Genomic DNA, 25,853 nt, shown 5'->3' on the forward strand with positions numbered 1-25,853 from the left:
GCGTGGTCCGGCAGCGTGGTCCGGCAGCGTGGTCCGGCAGCGTGGTCCGGCAGCGTGGTCCGGCAGCGCGGTGCTGAGCGTAGAGGGCGGTGTTGGGGCGAGGAGGGCTGTGCTGAGGGCGGTGTGAGGTGGGGACAGCCCCATTGTGGTCTTCGGGTCGTTTCGGCGACCATCCGAGCGGGCCGGTGGTTTTCAGGTCCGCGCACGTGGAAGGGGTGGGGTGCGGTGGCGCTGACGGCGATCTACGACCGGGAGACGGGGCGCAGCCCGGTCGAGATCCGGACCAGGGCGGAGCTGGACGCTCTCGTCGACCGGGTGCGCGGCCTGCACGTGGGCAGCAGCCCGGTCGTGGTCGAGTTCTCGGTGACCGGCGACGAGTGGAGCTACCCGATCCTGTACGCGGGCATCGGCCGCGAGCGCGGCTTCGTTCAGGAGCACGGCCACCCCGTGCGCGCGACCCTGGGCGACCCGACCGCGAAGGGCGAGGTGGTGTACGACCTGACCACCCACGCGACCTCCGTGCCTGCGGACCAGGAGGTGCCGCTGGAAGCGGTGCGCGAGGTGCTGGCGGCGTACCTGGCGGGTGGTGGGGTGATCCCGCCGGACCACCCGAGGATGCAGTTGGTGGCGGCGTCGAAGGACCTGTGACGTTGACGGGTGCGAGACCGGAGAGTGCGAGGCTCGCAGGCGTGAAACCGGCAGGCGTGAAACCAGCGGGTGTGAGGCCTACCGGGTTGCGGTGATCCCCGCGCTCAGGTCCTCTGCCGGGGCGCCGCAGTCGGCGTTCAGCGTTCAGCGGTCTGCGGTCTGCGGTCAGTGGTCCGGTGTCCTGTCCCTGCTCCCGTCCCTGCTCCCGTCCCTGATCCCGTCGAGGAATCCGCTGAAGCTGCTCCGACCGAACCTCAGTCGCCCGCCCGCGCGGTTCTTGCTGTCGCGGACCGACGTGGTGTCCGGGGTGATCAGCAGCTCGACGCAGTCGGGGTTCGTCGTGCTGCGGCTGGACTTCCGCCACCGCTGGTCGGCCTCAGCCATGGCTGGTGTCCCTCACTTCCCGGATGAGCCGCGCGCTCTCCTCGGGGTCGAGCGCGTGCCGGGCCGCGTCGTCCCACGCCGCGACCAGCGTCCTCGCCACCTGCTCGTCCTCCACCGCGCGCACGCCCTCGTAGCTCTCGACGTAGACCGAGAGCGGCTCGTCGGGCTCGGGGTACTCCAGCAGGTTCAGGGCGCCGAAGTGCGACCCGTAGGCGCCCGCGGCGAAGGGCAGCACCCGGATGGTGACGTTCTCCTGCTCGCCCACGAGCAGCAGGTGCTCCAGCTGCCGCACCATCAGCTCCGGGCTGCCCACCACCCGCCGGAGCGCGCCCTCGTCGATGAGCGGCCGGTAGTCCAGCGGGACCGGTGACCGGCTGAGCAGCGCCTGCCGGTCCAGCCGCTCCGCCGTCGCCCGAGCCGTCCACCCCTTGCCCAGGGTCAACGCGGGCGCGCGCCTGCCCAGCTCGTCCGCGTACTCGCCGAGCTGGAGCAGTCCGGGGACGAGCATGGGGTCGAGGGCCCGCTCCCGGTGAGCCTCGCCCTCGTCGCGGCGGAAGCGCAGGTAACCGGGGGAGAGCGCCGAAGCGTGCTCGACCTTGACCGCGTCCTGCGAGGCGCGCTCCCACAGGGAGGTTCCCTCGGCGATCTCGTCGTCGGTGGCCCGGAGGACCGTCATGATCGCGAGGAACGTCGGGTAGTGCGGCAGGTGGATGCCGGACAGCAACCGGTGAACCGTGTCCTTGGACGTCCTGACCAGCCGGGCGACCTCGGGAGCCGCAACCCCGGCCCGCTCCATGATGGGCCGCACGTGCCTGCCGAGTCTGCGCTTGGCGCGCGTGGTCCCTACCGCCATGCCTCCCACCATAACCACTCTGAGTAACTCGATCGCTACAAAAACCACCCGTTTGTGACCCCTGCTTTCGTGGCCGGTGAATTGTAGGGTCGCTGCGGAAAGACACTCCGGAAATGGGTTGGGAAACTCGGCGGACCTCGGGGTCCCCTAACTGCTCGACCGGCATCCCGATGTTCCGGTCGCCGGAATGTCGTGCCTGGTGGCCGCAGGTCGTGCCGATCGGTCGAAGAGTCGATGCGGTTGTCCTCCTTTCGAGGCTCGTGAATCACGTGAACCCTGATTCCAAATCCAAAGAATCGCAACAAACGGGAAGTGCTTCCAGATGCAACCGTTCTCCGGTCCGCTGTCGACCGTCCGAACCCTCATGACCTACGGCGAGGTGGGCGACGCGGCGACACTGCTGGGTCACCTGTGGGCCAACCTGTCCGTGGACAGCACCACCCAGGAGGTCGGCAGGCTGCGCGCGACGACCATCGAACTCGCCGACCGCTTCCCGCTGGCACCCGAGGCGTCGGCGGCACTGCACTGCGCGATGCTCACCTACGCCCAGGTGGGCGTGTACGACACGGCCGAACTGATGGCCGAGCGAATGCTGTCGGTGTGGCGAGCCCGCTGTCAGGCCGGGCCGACCCCGGAGTCGCTGGACGGCCACCTGTTCGCCCTTGACGCCCTGGCCAGCGTTCAGCGGACGCGCGGGAACGCCGCCGGTGTCGCCCGCTGCCTGGTCGAACTGATGGAGTGGCAGTTCGCGGCGGGCAACGCCCTGGGGGTCGCCTGGGCGGGCCGCGAACTCGGCGTCCTCGCCTACCAGGCCGGTGACTGGGCAGGCGCGATCAACCACCTGGCCCGAGCCGAGGCGACCTACGACGAAGCGATCACCGAAGCGCTTACCAACCCGGCGGGCACCGCCTCCACCGCCGCCTCCGCCACCTCTACTGCCGGTGCAGGTGGGGACGCCGACACCGTCTCGCAGGCAGGTGAGGAAACCGGCGAACGCATCGCTGAACCGGGCGCAAGGTCGGCGGACACCTGTGCCGGGAGCAACCCCGACACCGGTGCTGGTTCTGACGCCGATCCTGAGTCAGGTTTTGATGCCAGTGCGGACGCTGCTACCGGCTCAGGAGCAGGTCCCGACGCTGGCGCGGACGCTGGTACCGGCTCGGGAGCAGGTTCCGACGTCAGCCCGGACGCTGGTACTGGCTCGGGAACAGGCTCCGGCGCTGGTGTCGACCTAGGTTCCGACGCCAGTGCGGGGGCGGATGTTGATGCCGACTCCGGAGCTGGTGTCGACGCTGGTTCGGAGGCTGGTGCCGACCCACGGTCGGGAGTGGGTGCTGGCACCGGTTCGGGTTCGGGTGTCAGGTCAGGGGTGGGTGCTGGTTCTGGCTCCAATCCTGGGACGGGTGTCGGGTCGGGGTCGGGTGTGGGTGCGACGGCCGTCGCGATCGCCGAGGAGCGCGCCCTGTGCCGGGTGCTGCTCGGGCGGGCTCGGTGGCAGCAGGGGGATCTGGCTGGGGCGCGGCGGTGTTTTCAGGCGGCTCTGGCTGATCTGCCTGAAGGTGACGCCGCTGGTGAGGTCGCCCGGTTGGTCGTGGCCGTGCGGGTGGGTGCCGCACTGCCCGAACCGGACTTCTTGCAGTTGGGGGAGTTCGGCATCTCGGTGTGGGAACGGGTTCCGGACTCCGTTCCCGACCACTGGATGTCGAATGGGGCCTGACGTCCCGACCGAACGTCCGACCGAACGCCTGGCCAAGCGTCTGACCGAACACCCGGCCAAAAACCTGATCGACCAACCGACCACCCCCCTTCCTCAACGCTTCGATAACCCCTGCTCAAACGGTCTGCTCGCTGCCCGCACAACAAAGTCTGGCAGTTGGAGCGCCCCACTCGCACGCCCTTCACCGGCCCCCAGATCGGGTGAAATCACCCCGCCGCCCCACCCCCGGTCCCAACTTGACGCCGCCCAAGGTGTACCTGTTATCTAGTGTCTTACAACAGTAGAACACTTTGGGAGGTGCCAGTGGAGTTCCGCATAGACCGGACCAGTGGGCTCCCCGCCTACCTCCAGCTCGTCCGCCAGGTCAGGGAGGCCCTGCGGATGGGGTGGCTCGCACCGGGAGACCGCCTGCCACCGGTGCGCGAGGTCGTCACCACCAGTGGCGTCAACGCGAACACCGTGCTCAAGGCCTACCGCGAGCTGGAGATGTCGGGACTGGTCGAGGCGCGCCAGGGCTCCGGGACCTACGTGAAAGCCGCCCTGGGCAGCGCGGACCCCGAGGCCATGGAGCGCCTGCGCGCCCGCCTGGCCGAGTGGGTCCGCGACGCGCGGGCGGCGGGGCTGGACGTCGAGGACGTCGAGGCGCTCGTGCGCTCGGTCCTCGCAGACAAGGGGGAGGTGGTCGGATGACGACCGCTGTGAAGAGCGCCGTCCGCGCGTCCGGGCTCGGCAAGAGCTACGGCGGCACGCGGGCACTGCGCGACTGCTCGTTCGAGCTGCCCGCAGGCCGGGTGGCCGCGCTGGTGGGGGCCAACGGCGCGGGCAAGACCACGCTGCTGAGCGTCCTCGCCCGCCTGCTCAAGGCCGACGCCGGGGAGGTGGAGGTCACCGGCCGGGTCGCGTTCGTCGCGCAGGAGAAGCCGCTCTACAAGGGCTTCACCGCCCGCGACACCCTCACCATGGGCACCAGGCTGAACACCGCGTGGGACCAGGCCAAGGCCGACGCCTGGCTGGACCGCTTCGAGGTCCCCCGCGACCGCGCCTGCGGCAAGCTCTCCGGCGGCCAGCAGGCCCAGGTCGCGTTCGCGCTGGCACTGGGCTCCTGCCCGGACGTGCTCCTGCTCGACGAGCCGCTGGCCAACCTGGACCCGCTGGCCCGCCGCGAGGTCGCCGCCGCGCTGCTCGACGAGGTCGCGGAGACCGGGATGACCGTCGTGCTGTCCACGCACGTCATCACCGAGCTGACGGGCGTCGCCGACCACCTGCTCCTGCTCGCGAACGGCGGCCTGCTCGCGGACGGCGACGTCGACGCGCTGCTCGCCCGCCACGCCGCCTACGCGGGCCCGCGCTCGGACGCGCCACCCGTGCCCGGCCAGGTCGTGCAGGCCAGGCACAGCGCCAACCAGTCCACCTTCCTGGTGCGCCTGCCGGACGGCCCGCGCCCGCCCGTCGCGGGGCCGTGGGTGGAACGAGCGGTGACCCTGGAGGACTACGTGCTCGCGCGCCTCGCCGAGACCAGGAAGGGCGGTGCGGCGTGAGCGCCACCACCGACAGCACCACCGGGACCAGCGGCAAGGCCGGGGGGCGCGCCGCCGACCGACCGGGGGTGCGCACCAGGGCGGGCGTCGGCTGGGGCGACCTCGCCTGGCTGACCTGGCGCCAGCACCGCTGGACGGTCCTGGCCACCCTCGCGATCGCCCTGGTCGGCGCCGTCGGGATGCTCTGGGTCCGCGCCATCTTCCTGGAGGAGGCGGCGTCCGGCTACCCGGTGCGGACCTGGGTCGGCGACTACACCGAGCTGGGCCACACCCTCCCCACCGGGCTCGTGCTCTACGGGACCTTCATCGGCGCCGTGTGGGGTGCGCCGATGCTGGCCTGGGAGTACGACCAGCGCACGCACGTGGTGGCCTGGACCCAGGACCTGTCGGTCACCCGCTGGCTGGTCGGCAAGGCGGCGATGCTCGGCGCGGTCGCCGCGCTCATCGGCGCGGGGCTCGGCGCCGTGGCCCAGATGATGGCGAACACGATCAACGGCGTCCCGCGCTACGTCTGGATCAACATGTTCGAGGAGGGCTTCGAGTACCACCCGGCGCTTCAGGCGGCGTACGCGCTGTTCGGCTTCGCGCTCGGCCTGGCGATCTCCGCGCTGGTCCGCCGCACGGTGCTCGCGGTCGGGTTGACCATGGTCGTCGGCCTGCTCACCAAGGGCTTCGTGGAGCTCTGGCTGCGCGGGCGCTACCAGAGCCCGTTCACCTCCCTCGTGCCGGTGGACGAGGCGCGACCGCTGGGGGAGGGCAGGGGGCAGGCCATGTACTTCCAGGGCGGCTACGCCACCCCGGACGGGATCATCCCGAGGGTGCCCGACGCGTGCACGGGCCCCGAGTCCGGTGACATGGACTGGTTCCGGGGCTGCCTGAAGGAGAACGGCCTCACGCACTTCATGGAGCAGTACCACCCCGCCGAGCGCCTCGGCACGTTCCGGCTGATCGAGGTCGCCCTGTTCCTGGTGCTCGCCGCGGCCCTGTTCGCCTTCGCGCTGCACCGCGTGAAGAAGTCCGTCGCCTGACCCGGCCGGACCCGCTCGCGACCGGCTGGGCCGAACGCCCGGCACCGGGTGCCCCCGCACGCCGCAAGGTGCGTGCGGGGGTTCCCCGTTCGCGCAGCTAGACTCCCCGATCCGTGGACTCCCGAACCCGTCTTCCCGTCGTCGGCATGGTCGGCGGCGGCCAGCTCGCCAGGATGACCCACCAGGCCGTCATCCCCCTCGGCCAGTCGCTGCGCGTGCTCGCCGAGCGCGAGTCCGACCCGGCGGCCCTGGTCGCCCGCGACGTCGACCTCGGCTCGCACACCGACCTGGAGGCGCTGCGCGGGTTCGCCAAGTCCTGCGACGTCGTCACCTTCGACCACGAGCACGTCCCGCAGGAGCACCTGCGCGCCCTGGTCGCCGAGGGCGTGCGCGTGCACCCCGGCCCGGACGCGCTCGCGCACGCGCAGGACAAGCTCGTCATGCGCGTCAAGCTCGCCGAGCTGGGCCTGCCCGTCCCGCCGTTCGCCGAGGTCACCGAGCCCGCGCACGCGGTCGCGTTCGGCGGCGAGCACGGCTGGCCGTGCGTGCTCAAGGCGGTGCGCGGCGGCTACGACGGCCGGGGCGTGTGGATGCTCGACTCCGCCGAGGAGGCCGAGCGCCTGGTCGCCGGGCTGCTGGAGGCGGGCACCCCGCTGATGGTCGAGCAGCGCGTGGCGATGCGCCGCGAGCTGGCCGCGCTCGTCGCGCGCTCCCCGTTCGGCCAGGGCGCGGCGTGGCCTCTGGTCGAGACGGTGCAGAAGGACGGCATCTGCGTCGAGGTGCTCGCGCCCGCGCCGGACGCCGACCGCGCCGCGCAGGCCCAGGACCTCGCGCTGCGGGTCGCGAACGAGCTGGGCGTGGTCGGCCTGCTCGCCGTCGAGCTGTTCGAGACCGAGGACGGCCTGGTCGTCAACGAGCTGGCGATGCGCCCGCACAACTCCGGCCACTGGACCATCGAGGGCTCCCGCACCTCCCAGTTCGAGCAGCACGTGCGCGCCGTCCTGGACTACCCGCTCGGCTCGACCGACCTGGTCGCGCCCGCCGTCGTGATGGCGAACGTGCTCGGCGCCTCGGACGCGCCCGCGTTCGGCCCCGACGAGCGGCTGCACCACCTGTTCGCCCGGTTCCCCGACGCGCGCGTGCACCTGTACGGCAAGGAGGAGCGGCCGGGCCGCAAGATCGGCCACGTCACCCTGCTGGGGGAGCGCATGGCGGACGTGCGGGAGCGGGCGAGGCTCGCCGCGCACTGGTTGTCCGACGGCGTGTGGCTGGACGGGTACGACATCCACGGAGGACAGGCGTGACGCAGGTAGGCGTGATCATGGGCAGCGACTCGGACTGGCCCGTGATGGGGGCCGCCACCGAGGCGCTGGCCGAGTTCGGCGTGACGTTCGAGGTCGGCGTGTACTCCGCGCACCGGACCCCGCAGCGGATGCTGGACTACGCGACGTCGGCCGCGGGGCGCGGCCTTCAGGTGATCATCGCGGGCGCGGGCGGCGCGGCGCACCTGCCCGGCATGGTCGCCTCGGCGACGCCGCTGCCGGTGATCGGCGTTCCGGTGCCGCTCAAGCACCTGGACGGCATGGACTCGCTGCTGTCCATCGTGCAGATGCCCGCCGGGGTGCCGGTGGCGACGGTGTCGGTCGGCGGGGCGCGCAACGCCGGGCTGCTCGCGGTGCGGGTGCTCGGCGCGTCCGACCCGGAGCTGCGGGAGCGGATGGCGGCGTACCAGGCCTCGCTGGAGGAGATGGTGCTCGGCAAGGACGCGGCGCTGAAGGCGCTGGTCGACGGTCGCCCGGACACGGGGGTGAACGCGCGCTAACATCCTCCCAGTGGAACTTACTGGGAGGTAACAAGTGGACCCGAGCTTCGGCACCTACCAGCTCGCCGAGGAGCACGACGCCCTGCGCGAGGCGATCCGCTCGCTCGCCGAGAAGGAGATCGCCCCGCACGCGGCGGACGTCGACGAGCGGGAGCGGTTCCCGTCCGAGGCGCTGTCGGCGCTGGTCAAGGCCGGGTTCGCGGCGGTCCACGTGCCCGAGGCCTACGACGGTCAGGGCGCCGACTCGGTGGCCACGTGCATCGTGATCGAGGAGGTCGCGCGGGTCTGCGCGTCCTCCTCGCTCATCCCGGCGGTCAACAAGCTCGGCACGATGCCGATCATCCTGGCCGGCTCGGAGGAGCTGAAGCGGCAGGTCCTGCCGTCCATCGCGGCGGGCGAGGCCATGGCGTCGTACGCGCTGTCCGAGCGCGAGGCGGGCTCGGACACCGCGTCGATGCGCGCGCGGGCGCGGCTGGAGGGCGACCGGTGGGTGCTCAACGGCACCAAGTGCTGGATCACCAACGCGGGCGAGTCCACCTGGTACACGGTCATGGCGGTCACGGACCCCGACGCGCCGAAGAAGTCCCAGGGCATCTCGGCGTTCGTGGTGCACAAGGACGACCCCGGCTTCTCGGTGGGGTCCAAGGAGCGCAAGCTCGGGATCAAGGGCTCGCCCACCCGCGAGATCCACTTCGAGAACTGCGAGATCCCGGCGGACCGGATCATCGGCGAGCCCGGCACGGGCCTGAAGACCGCCCTGCGCACCCTGGACCACACCCGGCCGACGATCGGCGCGCAGGCGGTGGGCATCGCGCAGGGGGCGCTGGACCAGGCGATCGCGTACGTGAAGGACCGCAAGCAGTTCGGCCGGTCGATCTCGGACTTCCAGGGCGTGCAGTTCATGCTGGCCGACATGGCGATGAAGGTCGAGGCGGCGCGGCACATGGTGTACGTCGCGGCGGCGAAGGCCGAGCGGGGCGAGCCGAACCTCGGGTTCATCACGGCGGCGGCGAAGTGCTTCGCGTCCGACGTGGCGATGGAGGTGACGACGGACGCGGTGCAGCTGTTCGGCGGGGCCGGGTACACGCGGGACTTCCCGGTGGAGCGGATGATGCGGGACGCGAAGATCACGCAGATCTACGAGGGCACGAACCAGGTGCAGCGCGTGGTGATGTCGCGGGCGCTGCTGAAGGGCTGAGCCGCTCCCCGGCCCGTCCACCCGCGAACCCCGGTCACCGGGCGCGGGTGGGCGGCCGAGGGGGTCAGGGCCGGTCCGGCTTCGCGCGCTCCGCCTCGCCCGCCATCCCCACCAGGTACGCGTCCAGCTTCCGATAGCTCGCGTCCCAGAACCCCCGGAACCCCTCCGCCCACTCCGCCACCTCGCGCAGCGGCTCCGCCGACAGCTCGCACGGGCGCCACTGGGCGTCACGGCCGCGCGTGATCAGGCCCGCCCGCTCCAGCACCTTCAGGTGCTTGGACACCGCCGGGCCGCTCATCGGCAGCGGCGCGGACAGCTCCTTCACCGTCGCCGGGCCCTCGGTCAGCCTCGCCAGGATCGCGCGCCTGGTCGGGTCCGCCAGTGCGGCGAAGGTCGTGCTCAGCGGGTCGTCGGCCACGGCGTGCCCCCTTCGTTAACCACCCGGTTAAGTTAACCACGTCCGGGGCGCTCATCCTGTCGGGTTCCTGTCAGGCCCCCCGTTCGGGGCAGTATTAGTTGAACTTTCATATACCTTCGGCCCCATGAACAAGTCCGACACGATCCGCGACACCGCCGCGCTCATCGGCCGGATCGGCGTGGGCGCCGTCTTCGTGGCGCACGGCTGGCAGAAGGTCTCCGAGTGGGGCATGGACGGCACGGCCGCGGCCTTCGAGGGCATGGGCATCCCCGCCCCCGCCCTGTCCGCCTGGTTCGCCGCGCTCGTCGAGCTGATCGGCGGCACCCTGCTGATCGTCGGCGCCGGCCTGCCGTTCGTGGGCGTCCTGCTGGCGGTGCCCGTCCTCGGCGCGCTGTTCCTGGTCCACCTGCCCAACGGCCTCCTCGGCGAGGGCGGCTACGAGCTGGTCCTCGTGCTCGCCGTCTCGGCGCTCGCGCTGGGCTTCAACGGCGGTCGCTTCTCCGTCGACCACCTGATCCGGGGCAAGCGCTCCGAACCCGCCCGGACCTGACCGGCCCGAAGTCCCCCGGAAAACCAAGAGCCTGAGGTCACCGTCGACCTCAGGCTCTTCCACGTCCGGGTGGGAAACGTCAGCCCACCAGGTCGATCGTCGTCCGCTCGCTCGCCCGCCGCGCGGGCAGCAGGTCCGGGTTCGGGTTGCTGCACTGCACCAGCGACCCGCCACCGGCCAGCACCGCCAGCACCCCGTTCAGCAACCCGTCCGGCTGAGTCCACTCCACCGTGGACAGCGCCCGCGTCCCCGGCCCGATCCCGAGCACCCCGGCCCTGGATCTCGCCTCCGCGACCACCTCGTCCACCGTCGACCACCCCAGCGCCGCCGTGCCGCCGGGCACGGGCGCGTACGGGGTGAAGTCGTCGCCGAACATCCGCACCTCGTCCAGGAAGTCACCGGGCGTGCCGGTGCCCAACCCCATCGGGTGCAGGGACACCACGGACGTGACCTCCGCACCGGGCGCCTCACCACCCGGCGCGATCAGCGCGACCTTCGCCCCGGCAGGCGCGTCCACCACCGAGGCCCCGCACCACCAGGCCCCCAGCAGCACCCCGAGCGTCTGCCAGTGCGCGGGGAGCAGCACCGCCACCGGGTCGCCGGGCTCGACGTCGTGCTCGTCGCGCAACCAGTTCGCCGTCTTCGCCGCCCAGTTCGCCGCGGTGGCCCTGGACAGCTCGACGCGGGTGCCCTCGGCGTCGTCGTAGTGCGTGATCAGCGGCCGTCCCGGTTCGGCCAGCAGTGGCGTGAGCAGAGCTTCCGTGACGGTCAAGTCAACCTCGCTAGTCGACGCAGGGGGGACCTTGCTGGAGTGCCTGGCGCTGGACTACCCACCGCGCCGTCCCGTCCAACGCGACAACCTTGCCACCCGAGAACCGCTCGGTGGTGGTCGGGGCCGCGTCCGAGGTGGTCGGAGCGGTGTCCGAGGGCGCCGGGGTGGTCGCCGACGGCGTCTTCTCGCCCAGCGTCCGCGCCACGAACGCCTTCACCTGCTCCCGGTCGACCAGCACCACGCTCTGCCCCCGGTCGTTGACCGCGCCCACCGCCGTCACCGGGATCGTCGCGAACTCCACGTTCCCGCCGGAGATCCCGCCCAGCTGCCCGGCCAGCGTGGCGACGTCCAGCCCGTCGTCCACCACGACCGACTTGCTCACCGCCTCCAGCAGCCCGGACAGCTTCGACGGGTCGGCGAACGTCCCCGCCGTCAGCAGCTTCGACATCGCCGACGACAGGAACACCTGCTGCCGGGTGATCCGGCTCAGGTCCCCGCTCGGCAGGTTCTTGCGCTGCCGCACGAACGCCAGCGCGTCCCCGCCGGACAGCGTCTGCGCGCCCGCGCGGAAGTTCGCCCCCGAGTCCGGGTCGCTGGTCGCCTCCTTGAGGCACACGTCGACCCCGCCGATCACCTCGGTCAGCCGGTAGAACCCGTACAGGTTCACCTCGGCGTAGTGGTCGACCCGCACCCCGGTCAGCTCCTGCACGACCTGCACGAGCGCCGCCCGCCCGGCCTGGTCGCCGCGCTTCTCCCGCTCGGCCAGCGGGACGCCCTCGGACTGCAACCGCTCCATGGTGCGGAACTTCGTGACCCCGTAGGCCCCGTTGATCTTCTCCTCGCGATCGCCGGGGATCGGCACGTACGTGTCGCGGGGGATGGACACCGCGTGCGCCCGCGACCCGTCGCGCGGCACCCGGAGCACGATGATCGTGTCCGTGTTGAGGGTGTCGGTCGCCTCCGTGCGCAGCTGGCGCAGCACCGACGCGGGCAGCGGGTTGCCCTGCGCGTCGGTGCGGCTGTCGCTGCCCACCAGGAGGAGGTCGATCGCGCCGTCGTCGGCGGGCGGGGCGTTCGGCACGTCCGCCAGCGACGTCAGCACGTCGGTGGTGTTCACGCTCTCCTGGACCCGCCGCAGCGTGGACCAGCCGTAGCCGGTGACCACCAGGACCACCACCGAGAGCAGCGCCAACGCGGTTCTGCCCGCTGCGACGACGGCCTTCACCGAGACTTCCCCCTCCACCTACCCCCGTGTCCGAACAGGCTAACTCCCCGCACCCGTTCGGACCTGGGGTAGCGGGAAATCAGTCCACGCAGACCACGCCGTTGGCCGTGATGGGCGCGGTGCTGCTCGCCGGGCTGGACGACCCGGTCTCCGAGCGCGCCGACGACGTGTCGTCGGTCGTGCCCAGCTCCGCGTTGTCGGCGCCCACGTAGATCAACACCTGGCCCCTCGGCACGGAGTCGTCCAACTCGGTCGTGGCGTTACCGCCGAGCGCCTGCACCACCCGGTCCGCGTACGCCTCCTGGCCCGTTCCGTACCGGACCACGGTGGTGTCGTTGACCGAGGCGTTGAGCGCCTGCCCCTTGCGGAAGCCCTGCTCGCCGAGCGCGTTCAGCACCTTCAGCGCCACGCCGGACACGCCGGACGAGTTGTAGACCTGCACCGTGATCGCCGAGGGCTGCGGGCCCGAGGACGGCGACGGCGACCCCGACGGCGAGCTCGACGACGACGGCTTGGGCTTGTCCGACGCCAGGTCGCCCAGGAACGCCTTGACCTCCGCCGCGTCCACCGGCAGGACGTTGCCGTCGCTGTAGGTGTCGGTCGGCGGCCCGACCGGGATGGTGCGGAACTCCAGCTTGCCCGACGCCAGCCCCTGCATCTGGCTGGCGAACTCGGTGACGTCCCAGCCCTGGCTGAGCACCACCGACTTCTGCACCGCGCTGACCAGGTCGGTCAGCTTGGTCGGATCGGTCAGGGTGCCGGTGGACAGCACCTTGCGGGCCAGTGCGCCGATGAACACCTGCTGCCGCACGATGCGGTCCAGGTCGCCGTTCGGCAGCTCGTGCCGCTGCCGGACGAACTGCAGCGCCTCCCGGCCGGACAGGGTCTGCACGCCCGCAGGGAACTTCGCCCCCGAGTAGTACTCGTCGTCCACCGGGTTGTTCAGGCACACCTCGACGCCGCCGATGGCCTTGGTGACCTCGTAGAAGCTCGCGAGGTTCACCTCCGCGTACCGGTCGATCTTGATGGCGCCGCCGGACAGGTCCTCGATCGTCTTGATGAGCGTGCGCCGCCCGGCGAGCATCGACTCCTGCTCGATCCTCGCCAGGTCGGTCACCCCCTGCGCCTGGAGCTCGGCGGAGGTGGTGTTCTTCTGCCGCACGAGCGCGGAATTGATCTTGTGCTTGCCGAACCCGTCGGCGATCTCCACGTACGAGTCGCGCGGGAACGAGATCGCGACGGCGCGCGTCCCGTCCTGCGGGACGTGCACGAGGATGATCGTGTCGGTGTTCAGCGTGCCCTCGTCGACCCCGCCGTTCAGCAGGGCCAGCGCCTCGTCCGGGAGCGGGTTGCCCTGCTGGTCGGTGCGGCTGTCGCTGCCCACCAGCAGGATGTCGATCGCCCCGTCGAGGGGCTTGCGCGTGGATTCCGGCGAGACCGTGGAAGACGCCTCGCCGAACACGTCCGTTGTCGTCACACCCTGGTTCAGGGTGCGCAGCTGGTGCCATCCGTACCAGGTCACCACGAGCACGGCCGCCGAGACCAGCGCGACCAGCGTCCTCCCCGTGCCGACCAGCACGCGCAGTGCGGCCGAACCCCCGGTTCGACCGGGCGGACTCCCGTCCACTTGCGCTGCCTCCCCAGAGTCAGGTCCTGTCAACCAAGGTTAATCGCGGGTGGCTAATTCGACCCGACTTCACCCCTTATACGGGATACGGGGTAACAACCCGGTGGGTTGCACGGTTAAGACGGTGACACACTTCGCAGGAGTCGGACTGGGTTCGGACTGGAGAGGACAACCATGCGGGTGCTGGTTACAGGCGGTGCCGGTTTCATCGGCTCGCACTACGTGCGGGAACTGGTGGGCGGCGCCTACCCGGCCTACGCCGACGCCGAGGTCGTGGTGCTGGACAAGCTGACCTACGCGGGCAACGAGGCCAACCTCGCGCCCGTCGCGGACAGCCCCCGGCTGCGCTTCGTGCAGGGCGACATCTGCGACCGCGACCTGGTGACCGAACTGGTCAAGGGCGCGGACGCGGTCGTGCACTTCGCCGCCGAGTCGCACGTCGACCGGTCGATCTCGGGGTCCGCCGACTTCGTGCTCACGAACGTCCTCGGCACCCAGACGATGCTCCAGGCGGCGCTGGAGGCCGAGGTCTCGCGGTTCGTCCACGTGTCGACCGACGAGGTCTACGGGTCGATCGAGCAGGGCTCGTGGACCGAGGACCACGTGCTGGAGCCCAACTCCCCCTACTCCGCGTCGAAGGCGTCCTCGGACCTCCTCGCGCGCGCCTTCCACCGGACGCACGGATTGCCGGTCTGCGTCACCCGGTGTTCGAACAACTACGGTCCGTATCAATTCCCGGAAAAGGTCATCCCGCTGTTCGTCACCAACCTGGTGGACGGCAAGAAGGTGCCCCTGTACGGCGACGGGCTGAACGTGCGCGACTGGCTGCACGTCGACGACCACTGCCGGGGCATCCAGCTGGTGCTCGAGGGCGGGCGCGGCGGCGAGATCTACAACATCGGCGGCGGCACCGAGCTGACCAACCGCGAGCTGACCGAGAAGCTGCTGGAGGCCACCGGTCGCGACTGGGAGTCGGTCGAGCCGGTCACCGACCGCAAGGGCCACGACCGGCGCTACTCGGTCGACATCACCAAGATCAACCAGGAGCTCGGCTACTCGCCGAGGGTCGACTTCGCCGAGGGCCTGGCGAGCACCGTGGCCTGGTACCGGGACAACCGCGACTGGTGGGAGCCGCTCAAGCAGCGCGCCTCCCTGGCCCGCTGATGGGCGGCCCGCCGACGGGCGGCCCGCTGACCGGCGACCTGCTGACCGGCGGCGTCGCGCTGCTGGTTCCCGGCGGGCGCGGCCAGCTCGGGCAGGACCTGCTCGCCATCGGCGGCCACGTGCGCGCGCTGTCGTCGGCAGAGCTGGACATCACCGACGCGGCGGCCGTCGCGGACCGGGTGTCGGAGTTCTCCGCGTGGGCGCGTGCCGAGGGCCTCGCCCCGGTCGTGGTCAACGCCGCCGCTTACACGGCCGTGGACGACGCCGAGACCGACGAGGACCGCGCGCTCGCGGTCAACGCGCTCGGCCCGGAGCTGCTCGCGCTGTCCTGCCGCGAGCACGGCGTGCCGCTGCTGCACGTCTCCACCGACTACGTCTTCCCCGGCGACGCCACCGCGCCCTACGAGCCGGACGACGCCACCGGGCCGCGCTCGGCCTACGGGCGCACCAAGCTCGCGGGCGAGCAGCGCGTCCTGGCCGCCTGGGAGCGGTCCTGGGTGGTGCGCACCGCGTGGGTCTACGGCGCGGGCGGGTCGAACTTCGTGAAGACGATGGCGAAGCTGGCCGGGCAGCGCGAGTCGCTGTCCGTCGTGGACGACCAGCGCGGCTCACCCACCTGGTCCGCCGACCTGGCGGCCGGGCTGGTCGAGCTGGCCGCCGCGACCACCGGCCCCTCCGCGCCCGCGCAGCGGGTGCTGCACGCCACCGGCGGCGGCGAGACGACCTGGTTCGGCTTCGCGCGGGCGGTGTTCGAGGAGCTGGGGCTCGACCCGGAGCGGGTGCGGCCCTGCGGCACCGAGGACTTCCCCCGGCCCGCGCCGAGGCCCGCGTACTCGGTGCTCTCGCCGAAGGCGTGGGAGTCGGCCGGGCTGACGCCGCTGCGGCCGTGGCGCGAGGCGCTGACCGTCGCGGTGCGCGACGGCGTCGCGGGGTAGTGGCTCGTGGCGGGGTGGTCCCGATCGCTCCGGGACCACCCCGTCACCACTCGGGTGGTCCCGGCGCGCACACGGGTGGGAGTCCGAACCGCCCGGCTCGACCGGGAAGCCCCGCTCCAGCCGGACTTTTCCGCAAAAACGGGGCCCTTTTCCGCACCACAGCGGATTGCGCGCAGTAGACCGTCCACCACTTCAGTGGCGAGCGCTGCGCCAAAGGGGTGGGAATTCCCGACTGGTCTGGTTCGGCGGCCCCGTGCTGGTGCAGCCTTTCCGCCATGTCCGAACGTGGGCGCACCCAGAACACCACGGCCCAGCAGCAGGAAGAGCGCCAGCGCTTCCTGCGCAGGGCGGTCGTGATCAGCGGATCGCGGCAGGTTTCCGAGGAAGACCTCTTTCCCAAGAAAAAGCCTTAACGACGACGCCTAGCCGCTTTTTCGTAAGCCTTCACGGTGAGTTCCGCGGTGCGCCGCCAGGTGAACTCGGAGGCGTGCGCCCGCCTGGCCGCCTGAGCGGCCGGGCTCGGCGGGGTTTCCACGGTCTCCACCAGCGCCTGGCCCAGCGCCTCCACGTCGCCCACCGGCACGTGCACCGCGTGCCCGCCCGCCACCTCGCGCAGCGCGGGCACGTCCGAGCACACCACGGGGACGTTGCACGCCAACGCCTCCAGCACCGGCAGCCCGAACCCCTCGTCCCGCGAGGGCAGCACCAGCGCCGAGGCGCCCGCCACCACGCGCCGCAGGTCGATCTCGGTCAGGTACCCGGTCCGCACGACCCGGCCGTCCACCCCGGACTCGCCCGGCCCGGCCAGCACCAGCGGCGGCAGCTCCGGACGCGCGGCGTGCGCCGCGATCAGCCGGTCCAGCCCCTTGCGCGGCCCGCCCGCGCCCACGAACAGCAGGTACTCCAGCGGCAGCCGCAGCCGCGCCCGCACCGGGTCGGACGGCGGCCGAGCCGCGAACCACGCCGGGTCCACGCCCAGCGGCGTCACCACGATCCGGTCCTCCGGCACGCCCAGCCGCTCCACCACCTGGTCCGCGACCGCGCGCGTCGGCGTGCACACCACCGCCGCCCGCGCGGCCGACTGCCGCACCAGCTCCGGCAGCCGCGCGTCCGACGGCGGCAGGTCGCCGGGGTGGTCCAGCATCGCCAGGTCGTGGATCGTCACCACACCACCGGCCCGCACCGACGGCGGCAGCACGAAGTTCGTCGCGTGCATGACGTCCGCCAGCCCCGCGAGCACCTCCACCGGCGGGAACGGCGCGCGCAGCCAGAACTGCCGCAGCAGCCGCGCCGACACCGGCAGCCCGCGCGCCACCACGTCGTGCGGCAGCACCGTCCGCAGCGCCCGCCACCCGCGCAGCGTGAACGCCACCGCCCGCACGTCCACCTCGTCCACCATCGACGCCAGCTCCTCGGCCAGCGCCGCGGTGTAGCGGCCGATCCCGGTGCGCTGCCCGAGCAGCGGGGTCCCGTCCAGCAGGACCGTCAGCGGGCGCCTAGCCACGGCCGCGCAGCTTCTTGAGCACCCGGCCGGTGGCCCGCTTGGCCAGCTCGCTCGGGCCGCCCGCGTCCAGGTACTCGCGCACCAGCTTGATGTCCCGCTCCACCTTCTCCCGCGTGCCCAGCGGCTTGTTGCGCACCATCGGCGACGAGCCGGGCAGCCGGTCCGCCGACGGCCTGGGGTTGCGGCAGAACTCCACCAGCGGCGCGAGCGCCACCTCCCAGGTGAACCGCTCCCGCACCACGGCGATCCGCTCCGCGCACGCCGCCGCGAACTCCTCGTCGTACATGGCCTTCTCCAGCGCCGCCGCCAGCGCCACCGGGTCCTCCGACGGCACCACGACGCCCAGGCCCTCGCGCTCGACCAGGTCGGCGAACGAGTCGCCGTCGGTGGTCACGATCGGCAGCCCGGCCCACAGGTAGTCCAGCACCCGCGTGCGGAACGCGAACGTCGTCTCCACGTGCTCGTAGTGCGTGGTGACGCCGCAGTCCGCGTCCAGCAGCCAGTTCTGCCTGTCCTGGTAGGCGACCCAGCTCTCGTTGAAGAACACGTGCTCGTTGGTCAGCCCGAGCCGACCGGAGAGCGCCCGCGTCTGCCCGGCGACGTCCATGTCGGGCACCTCGGGGTTGGGGTGCTTCATCCCCAGGAACACCAGCCGCACGTCCGGCCGCCGCTCGCGCAGCTCGTCCACCGCGCTCACCAGCGTGAGCGGGTCGAACCAGCTGTAGACGCCACCGGCCCACAGCACGACCTTGTCGTCGACGCCGATGCCCAGCACGTCGCGCAGGCCGGGACCGGTGCGCGTCGGCGGCTTCGCGGACAGCCCGAACGGGGCCACGGCCAGCAGCGAGCGCACGGTCGGGTCGGTGTCGTACAGCGACGGCGTCAGCCTGCCCAGCGCGGCCAGGTGACCCAGCCAGAAGTGCCGCTGCCGCTCGGACGCGCACAGGAAGAAGTCACCGCGCGCCAGCTGGGTGTTGAGCACCCGCGTGACGCCCACGAGGTCCAGCGCGCGCTGCTCGTCGGTGCCGTCCTTGCCCTGCTCCAGCAGCTCCAGGTGCATCGGGTCGTACATGTCGCACACGACGACCTTGGTGGAGGAGCGCTCCTTCACCTGCGGCAGGTACTCCAGCGCGTGGCCCTGCAGCACCACGACGTCGGCCCAGTCGACGTGCTCGCCCAGCTCCTTCTGCCGCGCCCGCAGCACCGGGAACGGCGCGTCCGGCGGCGCGCACAGCGGGTTCACCGTCACCAGCCGCACGTCGTGCTCGGCCACCAGCACGTCGGCCATGTTCCACGCCCGGATCGCCGGGCCCGCCATCTTCGGCGAGATCGCGTCGCCGGTGAGCACCAGCACCCGGCGGGGGCGGCCGAACACGCCCTCCAGGCCGAACACGTCGACCAGGACCTCGTGCGCGGCCAGGTAGCGCGGCAGCGGGTACGCGGGCTCCATGGCCTTGCGCATCAGCGGCAGCAGGTCGGCGTCGGTGCGCCTGCGCGCGGCCTGCTCGGCCTTGCGGGACTCGGCCAGCGAGGGCAGCAGCTCCACGAACTGGTCGATCGCCAGGAACCCGGCCAGCGCCTGCCGCGCGATCGGCACCGGGGCCGCGTCGTCCGCCGGGTCGGCGGGGCGGCGGGTGATCTCCAGCTGGGTCGGGTCGATGTCCCCGCGCGCGGTCGCCCTGCGCACCACCAGCGCGAGCGCGGCGGGCAGCACCTTGGCGAGCACGTCGTCCGACAGGTTCTTGTACAGCGCGGCCAGCGCGTTGCGCTCCAGCAGGAACAGCTCGCGGCTGGTGTCCACGGACTTCATCGACGCGTGGTGCTTGTGGAAGGTCAGCGACTTGGGCTCGTACCGCACCCGCCAGCCGCGCAGGTTCAGCCGCCAGCCGAAGTCGACGTCCTCGTAGAACATGAAGAACCGCTCGTCGAAGCCGCGCAGCCGCGCGAACAGCTCGGTGCGCACGACCATCGCGGAGCCGGTCGCGAACAGCACGTCGCGCGGCGCGTCGTGGCTGCCGTCGTCGACCTCGCCCGCGTGCCGCTTGTAGCCCATGCCGAACCAGGTCAGCCCGGCGTCGACGAAGTCGACCACCTTGCCGTCCCAGTCCAGCACCTTGCTGGCCACCGCGCCGACGGCCGGGTCCTCGCGCAGCACCCGGACGGCCTCGCGCAGCCAGCCCGCGTCGGGGCGCGCGTCGTTGTTCAGGAACGCCAGCACGGAGCCCTTGGCGCGCTTGGCGCCCAGGTTGCAGCCGCCCGCGAAGCCCAGGTTCTCCGGGGCCTCCACGACCTCGGCCCTGGGCACGGACGTGCGGATGAGCTCGGCGCTGCCGTCACCGGAGGCGTTGTCCACGCAGACGACCTGGAGCAGGTCGGGCGGGTAGTCGACGTCGGTGAACAGCGCCCGCAGGCACGTGGTGGTGTCCTCGGCGCCGCGGTAGTTCACCACGACGACCGTCACGACAGGCAGACTCCCTCGCTCCACGCGCTAAGCCTGCCTCATCACGCTCCGCAGCGGGCGGTCACGGTGGTTTATGCCTCCGACGAGTTCAACCGGGACCCGCCGCGACCGCCGCCCGCGCGCCGTCCGCGCTCGCCCTCAGTCACCGTCACCAGGCTCTTCGTCGTCCTCGTCGCGCTCGGCCTCCACGGTGGCCAGGCTCTCCCGCTGCCACTCGACCGTGATCTTGACGTGGGCCTCGGCGGTGGAGCGGGCGATCGCGAACAGCCCGGAGGCCCCCACCTTCAGCCCGATCTCGACGGCGACCCGGTCGGGCGCGGGGGAGCGCAGCGACCCGATCCGCTGGGCGACCGTCCCGGCGACGGACCTGGCCAGCTCGATGCCGCCCTCCAGGGTGTCCTCGGCCAGCTCCTTGGTCCGGTCCCACCGCCTGCCGACCCGGACCGGCCCGTCGTGCTCCTCGTCGATCTCGAACGGCACTAAGTCGCCGTCCTCGGTGCGCACCTCGACGTACTCGGTCACAGGCCCTCCCGTGCTGTCGGCGCGGTGCGGTCAGCGCCCGGCCCACTCCCGCCAGACGACCGCCCTGGACACCTTGGCACGCCGACCGATCGCGGCGCGCTGCACGAGTGCGGACGGCAGCCGCAGCAGCACCTCGCCGATCACGCGCAGTCGCAGCCCCACCCGGAAGTTCGCTCCTTCGGGTCGTCCTCCGCGCACCGGCAGCAGCGCGGTGATCGCGGCGAACCGGCCCAGCTCGCGCAGCGCCACCCCGGCGGGCGCGCAGCGCAGCAGCATGAGCAGCCGGTTCCGCTCGTTCCACCGGTGGAACAGCGGCGATCCCGGCTCGCTGCTCGCCCCGTGCCGGTGCCGGACCCGCGCCGGACCCACCGACACGATCCGGTGACCGGACAACCGGAGCCGCCACGAGGTGTCGGTGTCCTCGTAGTAGCAGAAGAACGAGCCGGGCACCCCGCCCGCGCCCACCAGCTCGGCGGTCCGCACCAGCGCGGCCCCGCCGCAGAACCCGAACACGTCCCGCCCGGCGAGCACCAGGTCCGCCCCGTGCCCGTCGGCGGTGATCCGCACCCCGACCGACTGGGTGGACCCGTCAGGCAGCAGCATGGACGAGGTGGCGGCGGCGGCCCCCCGGTCGCGCCGCAGCTCGTCCTCCAGCGCGGCCAACCAGGTCGGCTCCGGCGCGGCGTCGTCGTTGAGCCAGGCCACGAACTCGGTGCCCACGCGCGGCAGCACGGCGGCGAGCGCGCCCGCGTACCCGGCGTTGCGGGGCAGCCGCACCACCTCGGGACGGCTCGGGTGCGCGGCGAGCAGCTCGGCGGTGCCGTCGTCGGAGGCGTTGTCCACGACCAGCAGCCGGTGCGCCCGCCGCTGCGCGGAGAGCGCGTCGAGGCAGTCGGTGACGTGCTCGCGCCCCCGCCAGGTCACCACGACCACCGTCGTGCTCGGGCTGGGCGGCGCGCTCGGGTTCGACACGGCCGGAGACGGTACGCGGGTGGTGCAGGGGCCTCGGCGAGCCGTCGGCTCCCGATCTCCGCCACGAACGCGCGAACCCCCACGGCCCGCTGACACCGCCCGTGAGAACGTACCCGCCGTGCCGAACCTGGTTGTGCTCGCCGAGCAGCTGCTGGCCCCGGTCCCCGGCGGCACCGGCCGCTACACCCGAGAACTCACCGCGGCCCTGGCCGCGACCGCCCCGCCCGGCTGGACCGTGACCACCGCCGTCAGCAGGACCCCCGACCCCTCCGCCGCGGAGATACCCGGCGTGGGGGCGCCCAGGGTGCTCCCGATCCCCCGCAGGGCGCTGATCGCCGCCTGGGAGCGGGGCGTGCCGTACTGGCCGGGCGGGGACGCGGTGCACGCCCCGACCCCGCTGGCCCCGCCGCGCGGCCGGGTCGTGACGACCGTCCACGACACCGTCCCCTGGACCCACCCGGAGACCCTCACCCCGCGCGGCGTCACCTGGCACCGGCGGGTGATCGCCCGCGCGGCAGCCCGCCCCACCCCCCTCGTCGTGCCCACCCGGGCCGTGGCCAACGACCTGCTGACCAGGGTCCCCTGCGCCGCGCCCCCGGTCGTGGTCCCCAACGGGGTGACCCCGCTCGGCGGGTCGTCCCCGGTGGACGTCCCCGACCGCTACGTCCTCGCGATCGGGACCGTCGAGCCCCGCAAGGGCTTCGCCGACCTGGTGACCGCCACGGCGGCGCTGGGCGTCCCGCTGCTCGTGGTGGGCCAGCGGGGCTGGGGCGAGGTCGACCTGACCGCCCCGCACGTGCGCCTGCTCGGCAAGCTCCCGGACGCGGAGCTGGCCCACGTCCTGCGCCGCGCCACCGCCCTGGCCGCCCCGAGCCTGGCCGAGGGCTTCGGCCTGCCGGTCGTGGAGGCCATGTCCGAGGGCGTCCCCGTCGTGCACTCGGACGCGCCCGCGCTGGTCGAGGTCGCGGGGGGAGCCGGGGTGGTGGCCGAGCGGGGCGACCCGAGGTCGCTGGAGACCGCGCTCCGCTCGGTGCTGACCGACCCGGCCCGAGCCGCCGAGCTCGCCGAGGCGGGCCGCCGCAGGGCCGAGGTCTTCACCTGGGAGCGGGCCGCCCGAGCGGTCTGGGAGCTGCACCTCGCGCAGTCCGCCACCCGTTCCGCCGAACGCGACCTGCCATGAGCGGGGAAGAGCACCCGTTCCGGGGCAGCGCTTTCCCACGCGCGCTCCCACCAGCGGAAACACATTCCCGCGACATTCGCCAGGCGAGCGTTGTCGAATCGTTCGGGGCATTCGCCCACGACGCTGTGAACACTGGTCGTACCCTTCACGGCGTGCCACCCGTCGAACCCAGCGTGCTGATCGACGCCACTGCCGTCCCCGCGGATCGGGGCGGGGTCGGGAGGTACGTGGACTCGCTGGTGGCCGCCCTCGACGCGGACGGCGCAGGCGTCAGCGTGGTGTGCCAGCCGCGCGACGCGTCCCACTACCGCCGCCTGGCCCCGACCTCCCGCGTGATCGCGGCGGCCGAGGCCGTGGCCACCCGGACCGCCCGGCTCACCTGGGAGCAGGCCTCGCTGCCGAGGCTGGTCGCCCGGCTGGGCGTGGACGTCGTGCACTCACCGCACTACACCCTGCCCCTGGCCAGCCGCGCCGCGTCCGTGGTCACCCTGCACGACGCCACGTTCTTCACCGACCCGGCCCTGCACTCCTCGGTCAAGGCCCGGTTCTTCCGGTCCTGGACGCGGGCGTCCCTGCGCAGGGCGTCCCTGTGCGTCGTGCCCAGCCACGCCACCGCCGACGAGCTGGCCCGCGTCGCAGGCGCCGACCGCACCGCGCTGCACATCGCGCAGCACGGCGTGGACACCGACCGCTTCCACCCGCCAACCCAGGAGCAGATCGCGTCCGTGCGCGCCACCCTGGGCCTGGGCTCAACCCCGTACGTGGCCTTCCTGGGCGCCCTGGAACCGCGCAAGAACGTCCCAGCCCTCATCCGGGGCTTCGCGAGGGCCTGCCACAACCGCCCCAACCCACCCGCCCTGGTCCTGGCCGGTCAACCGGGCTGGGACGGCCAGGTCGAACGCGCCCTGGACTCGGTCCCGCACCGCATCAGGGTCATCCGCGCCGGCTACCTCCCGTTCGACGACCTCGCCGGTTTCCTCGGCGGCGCGGAACTTGTCGCCTACCCGTCCCTGGGCGAGGGCTTCGGCCTACCGGTCCTGGAGGCGATGGCCTGCGGCGCCCCGGTGCTGACCACACGACGCCTCAGCCTGCCCGAGGTGGGCGGCGACGCGGTCGCGTACTGCGGCGTGGGCGCGGGCGACATCGCAGCGGCCCTGACGGAACTCCTGGACAACCCGTCCCGCAGGCACGCCCTGGCAACAGCGGCCCTGGTCCGGGCAAAGGACTTCTCCTGGGAAACCTCAGCGGCCCGCCACCGCCTCGCGTACGCCCGAGCCGCACACGCCCACCAGTCCAAGCGCTGACCAACCCACTTGGTGCCCCACCCCGCCGGTGACCTACCCCGCCGGTGACCGCCCACAGCGCTCACCGGCGGGTCAGCCCACCACCGAACTGCCAGCCGACCGCACTCCCACCCCACAGGCCAACCCGCTTCGCGGGCTGCGGGGCGAGCGCAGCGAGCCCGCAGCACCCCGTTCCGCGCGTCCCTCGTCTCCGTTTGGCCTGGCGAAGCCCGAGCGCAGGTGTCAAGACGCCGCCGCACCGCCACGGCAGACTGCCTGGTCAAACGGCGTCTTGACGCCTGTGCTTGCCTGAAAGGAGGCCAAACGGAGACGAGGGACCCCAACCACCGCAGTAGTTGTCCGTAAACCGCACCAACAGCGGAACAGCCACCGGCCGGCAGAGCCCGTCCCCCCTCGTTTTTGGAGGCCTGCCCCGCCGGCGAGGCGAGCTTTTAAGCTCTTCGCCCTTGTCCCTTCACCCCCCACCCCCACCCCCAAAAACCACCCACCGCCACCACCGCGAACACCCACCGCCACCACACCCCCACCCCCGCCAACCGGCCCACCCACCCCACTAGGGTGTGCCGCGTGACGCGCTACGGAGACGACCTGGCGGTGGTGACCGTCACCTACTCGCCAGGTGACACGCTCGACCGCTTCCTGGACACCCTCGCCGGGGCGACCACCCGGCCCGTCCGGGTCGTGCTCGCGGACAACGGCTCCACCGACGGCGTCCCCGAACAGGCAGCCGCCGCACGCGACGACGTCGAGTTCGTGCCCACCGGCGGCAACCTCGGCTACGGCGGCGGCGCCAACCGAGGGGTAGCCGCGCTCGACGACTCGATCGGCTGGATCGTGATCGCCAACCCCGACCTCGAATGGGGCGCGGGCAGCCTCGACCAGCTCCTCGACGCAGCCACCCGCTGGCCGAGGGGCGGCGCGTTCGGCCCGCTCGTCCGCGAACCCGACGGCGAGGTCTACCCCTCCGCCCGACTCCTGCCCTCGCTCGGCCGGGGTGTCGGGCACGCGCTGTTCGCGAAGGTCTGGCCGTCGAACCCCTGGACCCGCGAGTACCGCCAGGAGCGCACCGGCATCACCGAGCGCACCGCGGGCTGGCTCTCCGGCTCGTGCCTGCTCCTGCGCCGCGAGGCGTTCGACTCGGTCGACGGCTTCGACGCCCGCTACTTCATGTACTTCGAGGACGTCGACCTCGGCGACCGCATCGCCAAGGCGGGCTGGCTGAACGTCTACGTCCCGACCGCGGAGGTCGTGCACATCGGCGGCGCGTCCACCAAGAAGGCCTCCGCCCGGATGCTCGCCGCCCACCACAGCAGCGCCTACCGCTACCTCTCCGACCGCCACCGGGGCATCGCCTGGGCTCCGGTCCTGCTGGCGGTCCGCCTCGGTCTAGGCCTGCGCCTCAAGCTGCTCACCCGCCGGGCCTGACCACCGGGACAATCGGACAACCAAGACACGCCCGGCCGCACCCGTGACCACCGTCACGCGCGGTCGGGCTGTCACCCGATCAAGACCGGGCGACGACCAGCTCACCCCTCGCCGTTCAACCGCCCCGCCAACCCGCCCTGCTGCCCCTGCCCACCGGACAGCCGCTGGGACAGCGACGGCCTGCTGGCCACCTGCTGCACCGTCGGCACCGGCCCAGGCGCGACCCGCTCCTCGGGCTCAGGCGGAGGCAGCTTCGCGGCGGGCGGCGGAGGCGGGACATCCTGCAGCCCGTTCGCGATCCTCGTGGTCAGGATCATCGTGGAGTCCGGGTCCGGCCCCTTGGGCTCGGCGGCCTCCACGACGCTGCGCGGGATCTGCTGGGTCGACGACGAGTCCATCGGCGAGGTCATGTTGTTCGGCGTCACGATGTGGACACCGCCGCGTGCACGGGCACGGGCGAGCACGGCATCAGCCCTAGCGCGGGGATCCATCCGGCTCACTCCAGCTTGTCCGTCGGGCCGGCGGGGTCGCCGGCGCTGCGATCTGTGACGCTCCACCGACCCGGAACCACCGGCCCTGTCAGCGGGGCGTTTCTGCCAGAGTATT

The 25,853-nt window shown here is 72.4% G+C and carries 26 protein-coding genes; 15 read left to right on the forward strand and 11 right to left on the reverse strand.

From position 1 onward, the window contains the following. Nucleotides 1-225: 225 nt before the first annotated feature. A complete protein-coding gene (locus LV78_RS38505) occupies nucleotides 226-648 on the forward strand; it encodes an Imm1 family immunity protein (protein WP_253851130.1) in 423 nt (140 codons plus the stop codon). 165 nt (nucleotides 649-813) lie between these two features. On the opposite strand, the gene LV78_RS38510 is transcribed toward LV78_RS38505, so the two are convergent. Continuing rightward, the gene (locus LV78_RS38510; RefSeq protein WP_253851131.1) at nucleotides 814-1,032 is read right to left on the reverse strand and encodes a DUF397 domain-containing protein; all 219 of its coding nucleotides are present in this window, start codon (nucleotides 1,030-1,032) and stop codon (nucleotides 814-816) included. Continuing rightward, a complete protein-coding gene (locus LV78_RS38515; protein ID WP_253851132.1) occupies nucleotides 1,025-1,885 on the reverse strand; it encodes a helix-turn-helix domain-containing protein in 861 nt (286 codons plus the stop codon). The genes LV78_RS38510 and LV78_RS38515 overlap by 8 nt, the downstream gene beginning before the upstream one ends. 379 nt (nucleotides 1,886-2,264) lie before the next feature. Between LV78_RS38515 and LV78_RS38520 the strand changes: the two genes are divergently transcribed. From LV78_RS38520 to LV78_RS38550, 7 genes are all read left to right on the forward strand, one after another. After that, complete coding sequence (locus tag LV78_RS38520) at nucleotides 2,265-3,602, forward strand: MSCRAMM family adhesin SdrC (RefSeq protein ID WP_253851133.1); 1,338 nt, start codon at nucleotides 2,265-2,267, stop codon at nucleotides 3,600-3,602. Nucleotides 3,603-3,905: 303 nt separating this feature from the next. After that, nucleotides 3,906-4,292 carry a GntR family transcriptional regulator gene (locus LV78_RS38525; RefSeq protein WP_253851166.1) on the forward strand — a complete coding sequence of 129 codons (387 nt, stop codon included), beginning with the start codon at nucleotides 3,906-3,908 and terminating at the stop codon, nucleotides 4,290-4,292. Further along, complete coding sequence (locus tag LV78_RS38530; protein ID WP_253851134.1) at nucleotides 4,289-5,140, forward strand: ABC transporter ATP-binding protein; 852 nt, start codon at nucleotides 4,289-4,291, stop codon at nucleotides 5,138-5,140. The genes LV78_RS38525 and LV78_RS38530 overlap by 4 nt, the downstream gene beginning before the upstream one ends. Further along, nucleotides 5,137-6,168, forward strand: a complete 1,032-nt coding sequence (locus LV78_RS38535; RefSeq protein ID WP_253851135.1) for an ABC-2 membrane transporter-related protein — start codon at nucleotides 5,137-5,139, stop codon at nucleotides 6,166-6,168. The genes LV78_RS38530 and LV78_RS38535 overlap by 4 nt, the downstream gene beginning before the upstream one ends. Before the next feature lie 113 nt (nucleotides 6,169-6,281). Continuing rightward, complete coding sequence (locus tag LV78_RS38540) at nucleotides 6,282-7,472, forward strand: 5-(carboxyamino)imidazole ribonucleotide synthase (protein ID WP_253851136.1); 1,191 nt, start codon at nucleotides 6,282-6,284, stop codon at nucleotides 7,470-7,472. Beyond that, complete coding sequence (gene purE, locus LV78_RS38545) at nucleotides 7,469-7,990, forward strand: 5-(carboxyamino)imidazole ribonucleotide mutase (RefSeq protein WP_308208807.1); 522 nt, start codon at nucleotides 7,469-7,471, stop codon at nucleotides 7,988-7,990. Before LV78_RS38540 ends, purE begins: the two co-directional genes overlap by 4 nt. A 34-nt stretch (nucleotides 7,991-8,024) precedes the next feature. After that, a complete protein-coding gene (locus tag LV78_RS38550) occupies nucleotides 8,025-9,188 on the forward strand; it encodes an acyl-CoA dehydrogenase (RefSeq protein ID WP_253851137.1) in 1,164 nt (387 codons plus the stop codon). 64 nt (nucleotides 9,189-9,252) lie between these two features. On the opposite strand, the gene LV78_RS38555 is transcribed toward LV78_RS38550, so the two are convergent. Further along, nucleotides 9,253-9,606 (reverse strand): ArsR/SmtB family transcription factor, encoded by a 354-nt coding sequence (locus LV78_RS38555; protein ID WP_253851138.1) that lies wholly within the window; start codon nucleotides 9,604-9,606, stop codon nucleotides 9,253-9,255. Nucleotides 9,607-9,730: 124 nt separating this feature from the next. On the opposite strand from LV78_RS38555, the gene LV78_RS38560 reads away from it, so the two are divergent. Continuing rightward, nucleotides 9,731-10,156 (forward strand): DoxX family protein, encoded by a 426-nt coding sequence (locus tag LV78_RS38560; protein ID WP_253851139.1) that lies wholly within the window; start codon nucleotides 9,731-9,733, stop codon nucleotides 10,154-10,156. Between the two features lie 79 nt (nucleotides 10,157-10,235). Here LV78_RS38560 and LV78_RS38565 read toward each other — a convergent pair whose 3' ends face one another. The 3 genes from LV78_RS38565 to LV78_RS38575 form a co-directional block, all read right to left on the reverse strand. Further along, on the reverse strand, nucleotides 10,236-10,928 hold the full coding sequence (locus LV78_RS38565) for a TIGR03089 family protein (RefSeq protein ID WP_253851140.1): 693 nt from the start codon (nucleotides 10,926-10,928) through the stop codon (nucleotides 10,236-10,238). Nucleotides 10,929-10,938: 10 nt separating this feature from the next. Beyond that, the gene (locus LV78_RS38570; protein ID WP_253851141.1) at nucleotides 10,939-12,153 is read right to left on the reverse strand and encodes an LCP family protein; all 1,215 of its coding nucleotides are present in this window, start codon (nucleotides 12,151-12,153) and stop codon (nucleotides 10,939-10,941) included. 79 nt (nucleotides 12,154-12,232) lie between these two features. Beyond that, the gene (locus LV78_RS38575) at nucleotides 12,233-13,780 is read right to left on the reverse strand and encodes an LCP family protein (RefSeq protein WP_253851142.1); all 1,548 of its coding nucleotides are present in this window, start codon (nucleotides 13,778-13,780) and stop codon (nucleotides 12,233-12,235) included. A gap of 174 nt (nucleotides 13,781-13,954) precedes the next feature. Here LV78_RS38575 and rfbB point away from each other — a divergent pair, with 174 nt between their 5' ends. The 3 genes from rfbB (at nucleotide 13,955) to LV78_RS38590 (ending at nucleotide 16,292) form a co-directional block, all read left to right on the forward strand. Further along, nucleotides 13,955-14,944 (forward strand): dTDP-glucose 4,6-dehydratase, encoded by a 990-nt coding sequence (gene rfbB / locus LV78_RS38580; protein ID WP_253851143.1) that lies wholly within the window; start codon nucleotides 13,955-13,957, stop codon nucleotides 14,942-14,944. After that, complete coding sequence (gene rfbD, locus LV78_RS38585; protein ID WP_253851144.1) at nucleotides 14,944-15,879, forward strand: dTDP-4-dehydrorhamnose reductase; 936 nt, start codon at nucleotides 14,944-14,946, stop codon at nucleotides 15,877-15,879. Before rfbB ends, rfbD begins: the two co-directional genes overlap by 1 nt. Nucleotides 15,880-16,154: 275 nt before the next feature. After that, nucleotides 16,155-16,292 (forward strand): hypothetical protein, encoded by a 138-nt coding sequence (locus tag LV78_RS38590; RefSeq protein WP_253851145.1) that lies wholly within the window; start codon nucleotides 16,155-16,157, stop codon nucleotides 16,290-16,292. Here LV78_RS38590 and LV78_RS38595 read toward each other — a convergent pair. The 4 genes from LV78_RS38595 to LV78_RS38610 form a co-directional block, all read right to left on the reverse strand. Then, nucleotides 16,289-17,383: a glycosyltransferase family 4 protein gene (locus tag LV78_RS38595; protein ID WP_253851146.1), complete on the reverse strand. Its 1,095-nt coding sequence runs from the start codon at nucleotides 17,381-17,383 to the stop codon at nucleotides 16,289-16,291. The genes LV78_RS38590 and LV78_RS38595 overlap by 4 nt on opposite strands. Continuing rightward, complete coding sequence (locus LV78_RS38600) at nucleotides 17,376-19,844, reverse strand: glycosyltransferase (protein WP_253851147.1); 2,469 nt, start codon at nucleotides 19,842-19,844, stop codon at nucleotides 17,376-17,378. The genes LV78_RS38595 and LV78_RS38600 overlap by 8 nt, the downstream gene beginning before the upstream one ends. 138 nt (nucleotides 19,845-19,982) lie before the next feature. Continuing rightward, a complete protein-coding gene (locus LV78_RS38605; protein WP_253851148.1) occupies nucleotides 19,983-20,366 on the reverse strand; it encodes a CU044_2847 family protein in 384 nt (127 codons plus the stop codon). A 30-nt stretch (nucleotides 20,367-20,396) separates the two neighbouring features. Next, entirely contained in the window at nucleotides 20,397-21,338 is a 942-nt protein-coding gene (locus LV78_RS38610) for a glycosyltransferase family 2 protein (protein ID WP_253851149.1), read from the reverse strand. Between the two features lie 118 nt (nucleotides 21,339-21,456). Here LV78_RS38610 and LV78_RS38615 point away from each other — a divergent pair, with 118 nt between their 5' ends. The 3 genes from LV78_RS38615 to LV78_RS38625 all read left to right on the forward strand — a co-directional run bounded on the left by LV78_RS38615 (nucleotide 21,457) and on the right by LV78_RS38625 (nucleotide 25,247). Continuing rightward, nucleotides 21,457-22,518 (forward strand): glycosyltransferase family 4 protein, encoded by a 1,062-nt coding sequence (locus LV78_RS38615; RefSeq protein WP_253851150.1) that lies wholly within the window; start codon nucleotides 21,457-21,459, stop codon nucleotides 22,516-22,518. A gap of 173 nt (nucleotides 22,519-22,691) precedes the next feature. Beyond that, nucleotides 22,692-23,822, forward strand: a complete 1,131-nt coding sequence (locus tag LV78_RS38620; protein ID WP_253851168.1) for a glycosyltransferase family 4 protein — start codon at nucleotides 22,692-22,694, stop codon at nucleotides 23,820-23,822. 567 nt (nucleotides 23,823-24,389) lie between these two features. After that, nucleotides 24,390-25,247 (forward strand): glycosyltransferase family 2 protein, encoded by an 858-nt coding sequence (locus LV78_RS38625; protein WP_253851151.1) that lies wholly within the window; start codon nucleotides 24,390-24,392, stop codon nucleotides 25,245-25,247. Nucleotides 25,248-25,348: 101 nt separating this feature from the next. Here the strand turns inward: LV78_RS38625 and LV78_RS38630 are convergent, their stop codons facing one another. After that, on the reverse strand, nucleotides 25,349-25,672 hold the full coding sequence (locus LV78_RS38630; protein WP_253851152.1) for a hypothetical protein: 324 nt from the start codon (nucleotides 25,670-25,672) through the stop codon (nucleotides 25,349-25,351). Nucleotides 25,673-25,853 lie beyond the last annotated feature (181 nt).

The organism is Actinosynnema pretiosum, from assembly GCF_024171695.1.
GTDB lineage: Bacteria > Actinomycetota > Actinomycetes > Mycobacteriales > Pseudonocardiaceae > Actinosynnema > Actinosynnema pretiosum.

Coding starts and splice junctions, on each gene's coding strand:
- LV78_RS38590 (WP_253851145.1), top strand. CDS start 16,155: ATGTCCGAACGTGGGCGCACCCAGAACACCACGGCCCAGCAGCAGGAA.
- LV78_RS38560 (WP_253851139.1), top strand. CDS start 9,731: ATGAACAAGTCCGACACGATCCGCGACACCGCCGCGCTCATCGGCCGG.
- rfbD (WP_253851144.1), top strand. CDS start 14,944: ATGGGCGGCCCGCCGACGGGCGGCCCGCTGACCGGCGACCTGCTGACC.
- rfbB (WP_253851143.1), top strand. CDS start 13,955: ATGCGGGTGCTGGTTACAGGCGGTGCCGGTTTCATCGGCTCGCACTAC.
- LV78_RS38530 (WP_253851134.1), top strand. CDS start 4,289: ATGACGACCGCTGTGAAGAGCGCCGTCCGCGCGTCCGGGCTCGGCAAG.
- LV78_RS38510 (WP_253851131.1), bottom strand. CDS start 1,032: ATGGCTGAGGCCGACCAGCGGTGGCGGAAGTCCAGCCGCAGCACGACG.
- LV78_RS38515 (WP_253851132.1), bottom strand. CDS start 1,885: ATGGCGGTAGGGACCACGCGCGCCAAGCGCAGACTCGGCAGGCACGTG.